Raw genomic sequence first — 12694 nt, 5'->3', positions numbered from 1 at the left:
CTTTTAATAACCTTTGATCATCTTCATCAGATATTGACCATATGCGTTTTTACAAAGCGGTGCTGCAACCTTTTTTACCTGTTCAGCATTTATAAACCCTTTACGAAACGCGATCTCTTCAGGGCAGGACACTTTCAATCCCTGACGTTCTTCTATCGTCGCGATAAAGTTGCTCGCCTCAATCAGGCTTTGGTGAGTACCGGTATCGAGCCATGCATAGCCGCGCCCCATCATCGCTACGGATAAACGCCCCTGCTCCAGATAAATGCGGTTGATGTCAGTGATTTCGAGCTCACCACGAGCAGAAGGTTTCAGGCTTTTCGCCATTGCAATAACATCGTTGTCATAGAAATAGAGGCCCGTCACGGCATAGTTGCTCTTCGGTTCGGCCGGCTTCTCTTCCAGACTGATCGCTTTGCCTTTTTTATCAAATTCAACAACACCGTAACGTTCTGGATCGTTGACGTGATAAGCAAAAACCGTAGCACCGTTTTCCCGATTGACAGCACCATCCAACAATTTAGGCAAATCATGACCATAAAAAATATTGTCGCCCAGCACGAGCGCGCAATCATCATTGCCAATAAACTCTTCACCAATAATGAAAGCCTGAGCCAAACCATCCGGGCTCGGCTGTACTTTATATTGGAGATTGAGCCCCCACTGGCTTCCGTCGCCAAGTAACTGCTGGAAACGCGGTGTATCTTGCGGCGTACTGATGATCAAAATGTCGCGAATTCCTGCCAGCATGAGTGTCGACAGTGGGTAATAGATCATCGGCTTATCATAAATCGGCAGTAATTGTTTGCTTACTACCATGGTTACAGGATAAAGACGCGTACCTGAACCACCCGCCAGAATAATACCTTTCCGTGTTTTCATTTTACTGTCTCAAACAATGAGTTAAATGGTAGTTGTTGCAAACAGTTCTGCTAGCATACGTTTGACACCGCATTCCCAATTCGGGAGAACCAGACCAAAAGTGCGCTGAAACTTTTCGGTACTCAGTCGAGAGTTATGCGGTCGCTGAGCCGGCGTTGGGAAACTTTCTGTCGCTACCGGATTTAATTTATTCAAAGCGAGTTCAACTCCCGCTTCTCTGGCCTCAGCAAAAACCAGCGCCGCGTAGTCATGCCAGCAGGTTTCACCGCCTGCGACCAGGTGATATAAACCAGCCACTTGAGGTTGTGCCAGTGCGATGCGGATTGCATGAGCCGTGCAATCTGCAAGTAATTCAGCACCAGTCGGGGCGCCAAATTGATCGTTTATCACCGAGAGTTCCTGGCGCGTTTTCGCTAGCTTCAGCATGGTCTTCGCGAAATTGTTGCCTTTCCCGGCGTAAACCCAGCTGGTGCGAAAAATAAGATGCTTCGGGCAGTTTTCGCGCAATGCATTTTCGCCATCGAGTTTTGTCTGACCATAAACATTTAGCGGGGCAGTGCTATCAGTTTCTACCCACGGCTTTTCGCCATCGCCAGGGAAAACATAATCGGTCGAGTAGTGAACCACCCATGCGTCAATTTTTGCTGCTTCTTGTGCAATGGCTTCAACGCTTTTCGCGTTCAGCAAAAATGCAAATTCCGGCTCGGACTCAGCTTTATCAACTGCGGTATGCGCAGCGGCGTTAACAATTACGTCAGGCTTTATGCGGCGCACAGTTTCGGCAACACCCTCAGGATTACTGAAGTTACCGCAATACTCTGTCGAGTTAACATCCAGCGCAATCAGATTGCCCAAGGGAGCCAGCGAACGCTGGAGTTCCCAGCCTACTTGTCCCGTTTTTCCAAATAACAGAATATTCATTCACTGCGCTTCCCGTAATTTTGTTCAATCCACGACTGATAGGCGCCGCTTTGCACGTTCTCTACCCATGTGCTGTTGGACAAATACCACTCAACCGTTTTACGGATGCCGCTTTCGAAAGTTTCAACCGGTTTCCAGCCCAGTTCTTTACTGATTTTATCGGCATCGATTGCATAACGGCGATCGTGCCCCGGACGGTCAGTTACGTAAGTGATCTGCTCACGATATGAGGTTGCCTTCGGTACGATCTCATCCAGCAAGTCACAAATCATGTGGACAACATCGAGGTTCTGTTTTTCGTTATGGCCGCCGATATTATAAGTCTCACCCACAACACCTTGCGTGACCACGGTATAAAGCGCGCGCGCGTGATCTTCAACATACAACCAATCGCGAATTTGATCTCCTTTGCCATACACTGGCAGCGCTTTGCCCGCCAACGCATTCAGGATAACCAGCGGGATCAGTTTTTCCGGGAAATGGAACGGTCCGTAATTATTGGAGCAATTGGTAACAATTGTCGGGAAACCATAGGTTCTGCGCCACGCGCGGACCAAATGATCGCTGGAGGCTTTAGAGGCTGAGTAAGGGCTACTCGGTGCGTAAGCAGTTTGCTCAGTGAACAGAGGCAATGATTCACCGGCGGTCACTTCATCCGGGTGAGGCAAATCACCATATACTTCGTCAGTGGAGATATGATGGAAACGGAAGGCCGCTTTGCGCGCTTCATCCAACTGAGCCCAATATTGGCGTGCAGCTTCAAGCAACACATAGGTGCCAACAATATTGGTCTCAATAAACGCGGCAGGGCCAGTAATCGAGCGATCGACATGGCTTTCCGCAGCGAGGTGCATGACCGCATCAGGTTGATGCTCAGCAAAAATCCGCGCCATTGCATCACTATCACAAATGTCCGCACGTTCAAAAACATAACGCGGGTCGTTATTGATTTCCGCCAGTGATTCCAAATTCCCGGCATAGGTTAATTTATCCACATTAACCACGAAATCAGCAGTGTTATTAATGATATGACGAACGACTGCAGACCCAATAAAACCTGCACCACCTGTGACCAGTATTTTCACGAGTTTCTTCCGCTTTTGTTTTGCTATGTTTTAATTTAAGGGTAGTTAAGAGTAGGTTATTAACTTACTAGAACATATTTTAGACACGCTACCGCCCCAGGCTCTTCAGCTACCTGTGCACTGTGTGCTTTTGTCAGCAATTTACAATGTTAACGACTGCGCTACCCTTATTTGAATTCGCCACTTGGCACAAAATGCTAAGCGGCTATTCTCCGCCGAAACAGGCACGGAAACAAGGAAAAATCTTGCTTACGTCAGCGCAATAATTACCCATGCCTACCTTTTTTAATCGTTGATTTTATAATGAAAACAAAAAGGGCAGTAAGAATAACCACAGGATGAAATGTCCTTGTGGCAACCCTATACCGCCCCTGCTGTAAATATCTTAACTACACCGCTTTAATTATTTACTGCGCCAGCAATTTTTTAATACTTTCGCGGAATTTCTGACCTTCTTTCAGGTTACGCAGACCGTAGTTCACAAAGGCCTGCATGTACCCCATTTTCTTACCGCAGTCATAGCTGTCGCCGGTCATCAACATCGCATCAACAGACTGTTTTTCTGCAAGCTCTGCAATCGCATCGGTCAGCTGAATACGCCCCCATGCGCCCGGCTCGGTTTTTTCCAGTTCCGCCCAGATATCGGCAGAAAGTACATAGCGCCCCACTGCCATCAGGTCGGAATCCAGCGTCTGCGGTTGATCCGGTTTTTCAATAAACTGCACAATACGACTGACTTTACCTTCTGTATCCAGTGGCTCTTTGGTCTGGATAACGGAGTATTCAGAGAGATCGCCTTTCATGCGTTTTGCCAGCACCTGGCTGCGGCCGGTCTCAGCAAAGCGTGCCACCATCGCCGCGAGGTTGTAACGCAGCGGATCGGCGGTCGCCGTATCCAGCACGATATCCGGCAGTACAACGACAAACGGGTTGTCGCCTACAATCGGACGCGCACAGAGGATAGAGTGGCCTAACCCCAGCGGCTGCGCCTGACGCACGTTCATAATCGTCACGCCTGGCGGACAAATAGACTGCACTTCCGCCAGCAACTGGCGTTTAACACGCTGTTCAAGCAGCGCTTCAAGTTCGTAGGAGGTGTCGAAGTGGTTTTCCACCGCGTTTTTTGACGAGTGAGTCACCAGAACGATTTCTTTGATCCCTGCAGCAACAACTTCGTCGACGATGTACTGAATCATCGGCTTGTCGACGATCGGTAGCATCTCTTTTGGAATCGCTTTCGTGGCCGGGAGCATATGCATTCCCAGACCGGCTACCGGAATAACTGCTTTCAAATTAACCATTATTTCTTCCACCTATAATAATTGGATGAATTATAAACCTTTAACCTGTTTTCGCCAGTGCGTTTGCAGCGAGGAAAGTGAAAGATGTTACGCCTAATGTCCCTGCAAGGCAGTAGATGTAATCCTAACCCTGGCGCTAAATCACCAGGATTTATCGTAAAAGGCCATTTCCCGCGCTTAGAGCCGCTTCGCCGGCAAACGGAAGTTCAAATTATCGGCATTCACTACATGCTGATCGACCCTGTCGATATCGACTGAACTTTGCCCATTTTCATTGACTGCGTGAATATTCGCCAACGACAGCAAGGTGTCCTGTTTCGCCATAAAACGCCCGCGCACATCTTTGCGTAAATCGAAGTTCAGCTTCAGTGCCGGGCCGTTGGCCGCCTCTTGCGTCACATTGATATTACGCAGGAAAAGATGTTGCGGTTTATTGTGCAGCTCCAGCGTCGCACTCTGCATTTTCACGTTGGTGATAGCCACAAACGACGTCGCATTGCCGGACGATATCTGGATACCGCGCAGTTTATATTTGCTGCTGCTATTGTCCTGCTGGATATCGTTGAGTTTGAAATTCTGCGGGATCGACAAATAGTCGCCTTTGATAACACCATAGCCAATCAGCATGCCAGCGCTATTGACCATTGAAACATTATCAATGACGAAATTATCACAGCCGTAAATCGCCACAGTCGCATTATCAATCCCGGCTTTTTTACTGAAATCCGGGGTGATGTTTTTCGCTTTAACGTTGCGAATAATAAAGTGTTTACCGTTTTCCACATGCACTAACTGGCGGCAGTTGCTGCCGGTAATATTCGCCACGACAAAGTTTTTAACCGCTTGATCTTCAGGGTAGTTATTGTCGTAGGTGCTGCCTGCCAGCCCAATACCAATGCCCCAGTTAATTTTGCCGTTGGTGCAGTTGATATTATCAATCACATGGTCGGAGATGAGGATGTTGCGGTCATTGATGGCCACATTCCATTCGATGGCATCACCTTGTAAGTCACTGAAATGGCCATTAGTAATCCGCACGCCGTCCAGTTCGTTGTGGAAACCCTGGCGTAAAATGCCATAGTTCGCTTTGCTCACCGTGATGTTATCGATGACCAAATTGCGCATCGCGCGCGCATCTTTGCCGCCAATGTAAATCTGCATCACCGGGCCAAAGCCGCTCATACTTACGCCCTTAATGACGCAGTCTGAACCGCGCACATCCAGCGTGATGTTATAGAAATTACCGCCCTTCTCTCCTACCACCCGGCTACCGTCCTGCAACACAAAGCGCCCGCGTCCGTTACCTTTCAGTGCGCCGCGCACCAGCAGCGTTTTGCCGGCAGGAATGAAAATACCGGTGTTGATATTGTCGCAGACCACACCTGCGGGAACTTCCACAGTTTGTCCGTCAGCAAAAGCTTGTTTAAACGCCGCGGGCCAGTCATTGCGGTTGTAATCACTGATACTGACCGTGTCGTTACGCCCCAGCGCGCGGGCGGCTGGAGTGTGTAGCAAAGGAAGTGCCGCCAGCGCGGAACTGGCGGCCAGGAAGGTGCGTCGCGAGAGCGCAGTTGCTGTATTCTTCACGGTCATAAAACCTCTGTTAAAGCGTCTGCAACAGACTGGCAAGTTGCTGGTTGATGATTTTCTGGTTGAAGTCGTTCTCGACTTTTTCGCGCGCCCGCGTCACCACTGGTGTTAAATCACGGCACTCCATGTCACCGAAAGCAGCCAGTCGCTGCGCCAGCGCCTCGGCATCATTTTCCGGTACCAGCCAGCCGGACTGCCCGGCATCGATCAATTCCGGAATGCCGCTGTGGACAGTTGATACTACCGGGATCCCCACCGCCATCGCCTCCATCAGCGCAACCGGGATCCCTTCCATATCCCCATCCGCGCCGGTAACTGACGGCAGCAAAAAAACGTCGGCTTCATCAAGCAGCGCTTTCACTTCATGGCTGGGTTTAAAGCCCGGCATTTCAATCACATCTTCCAGCTGGAATTGTTCGATAAGGGTGCGTAAGCGGCGTTCCCATGGACCAATACCGAGGATGCGATATTTGAAATCCACACCGCGTTCTTTCAATAGACGGCACGCCTCAATCGCAACATGCAGCCCTTTTTTCTCGGTCAGGCGCGCGACAGAGATAATTTGCAGTGGGCTACCGGGGTTTTTAACCGAGCGCAAACTAAAGCGGGCCATATCGACCCCCATGCGTGACACAGCGATCTTGGTCTCCGGGCAGCCCATGTTTTTCAGCCTACCGGCCCATAAATCGCTGATCGGCAGCATCAGATCGCCACGCTGGAAAAGCTGCTGATACTCCGGCGTATAGTGGTTCAACACGTCGCGATGCGAGATATCAATGCCGTGGAATACGGTGGCGATTTTGCCTTTAAGAACGCCAAGTTCCCGCAGTTTGGCGGCGGTAACGCCTGCCGGGCCAAAGTGGGCGATAAAGACATCGGCGCTGAATGTGCGCGGCGCGAGGCCACAAATGGCTGGCAGGATCAGGTTGCGGGCTTCGTCACCATAGCGCGACATATTCAACGCTTTCCAGGTGGAGGATTTCCAGATACCCCGCGCTATCGCCTGCCCGCGATAGCTCAGTTTTGCCATCTTCCCTTCCGGCTCGGCCAGCAGCCAGTGTGTTTTTTCCGCCAGCCGGTACTCGGTATACGCCGCGTGTGTATTGTTCATATCGCCCTTATGCAGGGCGACAATCTCAACCTCAAAACCCATATTGATAAAGGCGACAATCTGGTTGAGCACAAAGGTTTCGGAAGATAAGGGAAACTTCAGCAAAAAAAAGCTGACTTTCATTTCACCCCCTGTACGCGGTCGAGCACAGATTTGACCATTTTCATGCCGTGCTCGCGCTCAGCCGCCACCGCCGTTGCCAGGCGCTGGTTAATCGCAGGCAACTGCCCCAGCGTGTCGGCCGCCATCGCCGCTAATGAACCATCCAGCAGATGGCGAATGTCGACCGCCATTTCCGGCATCCCGAGTTGCTGCATGATGCCTGCCGACTTGTGTTCATAATTGATAGCAATCGCTGGCGTACCAAAGTTCATCGAGATAATCGCGGAGTGCAGGCGCGTACCCACCGTTAACTCACACGCGCCGAGGATCTTGCCCATCTCCAGATCGTTCAGTTCATCCATTACCACGTGGTAACGCGACGGATCGTTGACATACTGGCGCAGATTGAGCGCCACCATGCGGTCATCTTTGTTATAGCTGTCGATACCGGTGCAGGTGGAGAGCGCAATAACCTGATAACCTGCGTCAATAATCCGGTTGACCACCTCGGCAAAAGCCTGTTCATAGGCCTGTTGAGTGGTGTTAAGTCGTTTATCAAACGGCGCCAGTTCACGCAGCGTAATCGCCACGGTTTTCTCTTTCGTCGCCAGATCCAGCCAGTGCTGCACCGCATAGCTGGCCACAAAATCATGCTGATGGTGATCCACCAGCCAGGCGGTATCAACGCCCTGCTCGACTTTGCTGGTGGTGATGTCGCTTTGCTTCATCAAATTGAGGCTCACGGTTTCACGCAGGATCAGCGCATCGCAATGGCCAAAAACATAATTCGCCAGTTGGTTAAACGCCTCGTTCTGGAACGGTCCCACGCTGTGACCAATCATGTAGATCGGTTTTTTCGCCATAAACGTACACAGCGCGTGCTCAAACTGCGGCACGCCGTACAGATCAACAAAGAAAGAGCCGCCGACCTGAATAATCGCGTCATAGTCCGCCAGGCGGCGGACAAAATCGGTAAACCCTTGCGCGATCGCGATATTGCGCAGCTTTCCGGTATCCGTCACCCTGGAGAGCAGCACCTGGTGCTGGTAACGGCGGCGCAGCACCTTCTTCACGCGCCCCATTAACCCGGCGGCGTTGTTCTGCTCTTTCATCTGGCTATAGAGCGGGTCGCCCATCACCGGGCGGTTGAGTAACCAGGATGAGCTCACCGGATAGCGGCTCATCACATCCACCTCTGCATCCGGCTCAATCAGGGCAATCGCATCCAGCAGCCCACGTAAAATAGCGCTGTCACCACGGTTGCCGCATGTGTGATTGCCAAGGATCAATAATTTCATAACGACCTCATAAAGGGGTTCAATCAGGTTTCTTATCCTGCGCGAAGCAGCGTTTTAAGTTTCTCGTTGCGGCAAAACTGGCGTTTCATCTCCACCACCAGCGCATTACGCGACACAATCAGCATCCCGGCGAACGCCACCACGCCCGCCGCGACCTGAATCGCCAACATCGCCGCCAGCGGCAGATGTCCGTTCAGGGCCAGGCCCAGGCCGTAGCTCACCACCAGGGTCGGCAGCGACAGGTAAAAGGGCAGCCACAGGCTCAGGATGTACTGACGGTAGCTGGAACCGAGCACCGGTTTAATCATCACGAAGTAGCTCAGCACCGTGTTGATGATTTGCACCAGCAGAAAACCGAGTGTCACGCCGAGCGCACCCGCCAGATGTCCACCGACAATAATGGCGGGGATAAAGAGAAACGTTTTAAAAACATTGAATTTAAAGCTGATATCCACCCGCGCTTTCGCCATCAGCAGCGAACCAATCGGGTTACCCACTGCGCGCAACAGCCCGACGATACAGAGCAATTGCAGGATGGGAATGATGCTGTTCCATTTGTCGCCAAACACCAGCGGCACAAAGTTATTCGACACCACCATCAGCCCCAGCAGGATCGGGAAGTTAATGATCCCGACCACAGACAGCAGTTTGTAGAAGTTCACGCGCAGCTTCTCGGTGTCGTCCTGAATTTTGGCAAACGCCGGGAACAGCACGCGGGTGATGATAGGGTTGAGCTTCATCGGCGGCACTACCGCCACGTTGTACGCCAGGTTGTAGCCCCCGGCGACACTGGCACCGAGAATACGCGCCAGCACCAGCGTGGAGAGGTTGGTATTCACATAGTTGATGATGCTGTCTGCTGTCAGCCAGGCGCCAAAACGCAGGTTGGAGCTGACCGACGCCAGCGAGAAATGCAACCCAGGGCGGTAAATTTTGCGCCCAAAATAGCCAAACAGCAGCGTGCGCACGGCGCTGTTAACCAGATAACCGAGGATCGCGGTCATCGCCAGCGGCCAGAAGAACGCGCTGATGACCGTAAAACTGAAGCCCGCCAGCACCGACAGCGTTTCGATGGCGCCTATCTTGTTGAACTCCAGTTCTTTTTGCATCAAGGCGCGAAATTGCTGGCCGTGTGGGATCACCACGAAGGCCAGCGACAGCGTTTTAATCAGCGGTTCCAGATCCGGGTTATTCAGCACATTGGCGATCGTCCCGCTCAGGGAGAAAACGGCAATGCAGACCACGATGCCCAGCCCAACATTGAGCCAGTACAACGTAGTCAGTTCGAGATGGCTTATCTCTTTACGCTGAATAATCGAGTTAGCGATGCCAAAATCCGACAGCGTATCCGCCAGCGCGATAATCACCAGCGAGACGGTCAGCAGACCGAACTGGTGGTTATCGATAATGCGCGCCAGCACGGTCATCTGCACCAGCCCCAGACCAATAATGGTCAGGGTCGCCATGGCGGACCACTTCGCGCCGCTGATGGTTTTTTCTCTCAGGCTCATGACCTTTCCTTAATACGCCGCTTTGTTAACAAAGCCTTTAAAGACGGTCAGAAAAACGATTTTGATATCGAACCACAGACTCCATTCACGGATGTATTCGAGATCGAACTCAATGCGTTTTTCCATTTTCTCCAGCGTGTCGGTTTCACCGCGCCAGCCATTAATTTGTGCCCAGCCGGTAATCCCGGGTTTCACTTTATGGCGCAGCATGTAGCCCTCAATCAGCGAGCGATACTGCTCGTTATGCGCTACCGCATGCGGGCGCGGGCCAACAATCGACATCCCGCCGGTCAGCACATTGATAAACTGCGGCAGTTCATCGAGCGACGTACGGCGCAGGAAACTGCCGACTTTGGTAACGCGCGGATCGTTCTGCGTCGCCTGCGTTACCACTTTGTCGTTTTCCATCACCTTCATGGAGCGGAATTTCCACACTTTGATTGGCTTACCGTCCATGCCATAACGCGTCTGGCGGAAGATAACCGGCCCCGGCGAACTGAGTTTCACCGCCACCGAAATCGCCAACAGCACCGGGGAGATGAGCAGCAAAATCAGCGAGGCGAGAACAATATCTTCCAGACGTTTCAGGATGCGGTTGACACCGGAAAGCGGCGTGTCATACAGCGGCACCACTGGCACGCCGTTCACCTCTTCCACACGCGAGTGCAGAATATTAAAGGTGAAAACGTCAGGGATAAGGATCACCGAACAGGTGGTATCGGCGAGCTGGCGCACCAGCTTTTTAATGCAGGCCGCATCGTTCATCGACATGGCGATGTAGACGTTGTGAATTTTCCCGCTTTTCGCATCTTCCACCAGTTGGTCGAGGTTTCCCGCCCAGCCAGTCGTAATGCCGCCCGGTTGTGGATCGTGGTAAACCCCGACCACATCAAACCCGAGCCACGGTTCATTGCGAAAACCTTCCAGCAATTCCTGGCCCATCGGCATATCACCGGCCACCGCCACGCGGCGCGTGTTGTAGCCCAGGTTACGCATCCAGCCGGCGCCAAAGCGGATCACCGCCCGGCTCATCATCAGCCCCATCGAGGTCAACAAATACCAGGCGAGATAAATGTTGAAGGTGTTATCAAAATCATTATTGAACGCCAGCAAACCGGCGCTGAAAATCAGGCTCAGCGTCCAGTTCTGCAACAGCAGCGTCAGTTCAGTCATGATTTTTACGCCCCGCCAGGAGCGGTAAAAATCGGTCATTCCGCCGATCATCTGGAAAACAACCAGCGTAATCAGAGCCATCAGCAGATGCATGTAGAAGAACGGCAGCGCATTGACCTTACACACCAACCACAGGCCACCGAACATAATGGTGATGTCGGAGAAGCGCTGCACGATAGAGATTAACGATGCATTCGTTTTGGCCCGGTCGCGTTTTTTGAGATGAGTCATTGTTGTACCTGCCTGTAATGTTCACCCTCCCCGGCAGCGGGGAGAGGAACGCCTTATCGTTATTGATTCAACAGTGCCAGAATTTCCTGCGTTCGCGCTTTCATCAGTTCCTCGTCGCGCCGCGATTCAACATTCAGACGCACAACGGGTTCTGTGTTGGAAGAGCGCAAGTTAAAGCGCCAGTCGGCAAACGCGATGCTGATGCCGTCCGTACGGTCGATCTCCAGCGCACCCGGCGTGAAGTGTTGTTCAACGCGGTTGATAGCCGTCGCCGGGTCCGCCAGCTTGCTGTTGATCTCGCCGCTCGCCGGGAACGCCACCATGCGATCGCGCACCAGTTGCGCCAGGGTTTTACCTTTCAGGCACAGCAGTTCGGTGACCAGCAGCCACGGGATCATGCCGCTGTCGCAGTAGGCAAAGTCACGGAAGTAGTGATGCGCGCTCATTTCGCCGCCATAGATAGCGTCTTCTTCGCGCATCCGCTCTTTGATAAAGGCATGGCCGGTTTTCGACATCACCGGCGTACCGCCCGCGCGGCCAACCACATCTACCGTGTTCCACGACAAGCGCGGGTCATGAATAATTTTCGCGCCAGGATGTTTTTCGAGGAACGCTTCGGCCAGCAGGCCAACAATGTAGTAGCCCTCGATAAACTGCCCTTCCCCGTCGAACAGGAAGCAACGGTCAAAGTCGCCATCGAAAGCAATGCCCATATCGGCGTTATGCTCAATCACCGCATTGCGGGTATCGTCGCGGCACTCGGGCAGCAGCGGGTTAGGAATACCGTGCGGGAAGGTGCCGTCCGGCTCGTTATGCACTTTGACGAACGTCACCGGCACATTCAGCGCCTTAAAGCGGGCTTCAATGGCATCCACCACCGGACCTGCCGCGCCGTTACCGGAGTTAATCACCAGCTTCAGCGGCTTGAGGTTATTGGTGTCGATATAGCCCATCAGGTGATCGATATAGGCATCGCGCAGATTAATTTGCTCGTAGCTGCCGCGTTTTGCCGGGTTCACCGGCGGGAAATCATTGGCTTCCGCCAGGCGCTGCACATCGCGCAGGCCGGTATCGCCGCTGATCGGACGTGCGCCCTTACGCACCAGTTTCATGCCGTTATAATCCATCGGGTTGTGGCTGGCGGTCACTTCGATACCGCCGTCAACGCCCAGATGGAAAGTGGCAAAATAGATCTCTTCGGTGCCGGAAAGCCCAATATCCAGCACATTCACACCGGCGTCCTGCAACCCTTTCGCCAGCGCCAGTTTCAGCGCTTCGCTGGTCTGACGCACATCGCCGCCCAGCACGATGGTCTGCGGCTTCAGGTATTCCCCATAGGCGCGGCCAATACGCCATGCAATATCTTCATTGAGTTCTTCGCCCAGCTTGCCGCGAATATCGTAAGCTTTAAAACAGGTTAATTTTTCCATCATTACCTCTTCTTCAGGCAACAGTCAGCCGTGACCGTAAAATGGCCATATCTTGTTGA

The 12694-nt window shown here is 52.3% G+C and carries 10 protein-coding genes; all 10 read right to left on the bottom strand.

All coding sequences use genetic code 11. The annotated features are described in order from the left end of the window. Positions 1-3: 3 nt before the first annotated feature. The 10 genes from rfbA to cpsG all read right to left on the bottom strand — a co-directional run bounded on the left by rfbA (position 4) and on the right by cpsG (position 12635). On the bottom strand, positions 4-882 hold the full coding sequence (gene rfbA / locus C813_RS31315) for a glucose-1-phosphate thymidylyltransferase RfbA (protein ID WP_017458472.1): 879 nt from the start codon (positions 880-882) through the stop codon (positions 4-6). A gap of 21 nt (positions 883-903) precedes the next feature. Beyond that, on the bottom strand, positions 904-1803 hold the full coding sequence (gene rfbD, locus C813_RS31310) for a dTDP-4-dehydrorhamnose reductase (protein ID WP_017458473.1): 900 nt from the start codon (positions 1801-1803) through the stop codon (positions 904-906). Next, the gene (gene rfbB / locus C813_RS31305) at positions 1800-2888 is read right to left on the bottom strand and encodes a dTDP-glucose 4,6-dehydratase (RefSeq protein WP_017458474.1); all 1089 of its coding nucleotides are present in this window, start codon (positions 2886-2888) and stop codon (positions 1800-1802) included. The genes rfbD and rfbB overlap by 4 nt, the downstream gene beginning before the upstream one ends. Positions 2889-3295: 407 nt before the next feature. Next, positions 3296-4189 (bottom strand): GalU regulator GalF, encoded by an 894-nt coding sequence (gene galF, locus C813_RS31300; protein WP_017458475.1) that lies wholly within the window; start codon positions 4187-4189, stop codon positions 3296-3298. Positions 4190-4366: 177 nt separating this feature from the next. After that, the gene (gene wcaM, locus C813_RS31295; RefSeq protein ID WP_017458476.1) at positions 4367-5782 is read right to left on the bottom strand and encodes a colanic acid biosynthesis protein WcaM; all 1416 of its coding nucleotides are present in this window, start codon (positions 5780-5782) and stop codon (positions 4367-4369) included. A gap of 10 nt (positions 5783-5792) precedes the next feature. Continuing rightward, positions 5793-7013 (bottom strand): colanic acid biosynthesis glycosyltransferase WcaL, encoded by a 1221-nt coding sequence (gene wcaL, locus C813_RS31290; protein ID WP_017458477.1) that lies wholly within the window; start codon positions 7011-7013, stop codon positions 5793-5795. Then, on the bottom strand, positions 7010-8290 hold the full coding sequence (gene wcaK, locus C813_RS31285; protein WP_017458478.1) for a colanic acid biosynthesis pyruvyl transferase WcaK: 1281 nt from the start codon (positions 8288-8290) through the stop codon (positions 7010-7012). Before wcaK ends, wcaL begins: the two co-directional genes overlap by 4 nt. A 32-nt stretch (positions 8291-8322) precedes the next feature. Further along, on the bottom strand, positions 8323-9801 hold the full coding sequence (gene wzxC / locus C813_RS31280) for a colanic acid undecaprenyl disphosphate flippase WzxC (protein WP_017458479.1): 1479 nt from the start codon (positions 9799-9801) through the stop codon (positions 8323-8325). A 9-nt stretch (positions 9802-9810) separates the two neighbouring features. Further along, on the bottom strand, positions 9811-11205 hold the full coding sequence (wcaJ, locus tag C813_RS31275; protein ID WP_017458480.1) for an undecaprenyl-phosphate glucose phosphotransferase: 1395 nt from the start codon (positions 11203-11205) through the stop codon (positions 9811-9813). A gap of 59 nt (positions 11206-11264) precedes the next feature. Beyond that, entirely contained in the window at positions 11265-12635 is a 1371-nt protein-coding gene (gene cpsG / locus C813_RS31270; RefSeq protein WP_025263911.1) for a colanic acid biosynthesis phosphomannomutase CpsG, read from the bottom strand. Positions 12636-12694 lie beyond the last annotated feature (59 nt).

The sequence above is a fragment of the Kosakonia sacchari SP1 genome (assembly GCF_000300455.3).
Lineage (GTDB): Bacteria > Pseudomonadota > Gammaproteobacteria > Enterobacterales > Enterobacteriaceae > Kosakonia > Kosakonia sacchari.
This window is presented reverse-complemented; position numbering and strand designations above follow the sequence as displayed.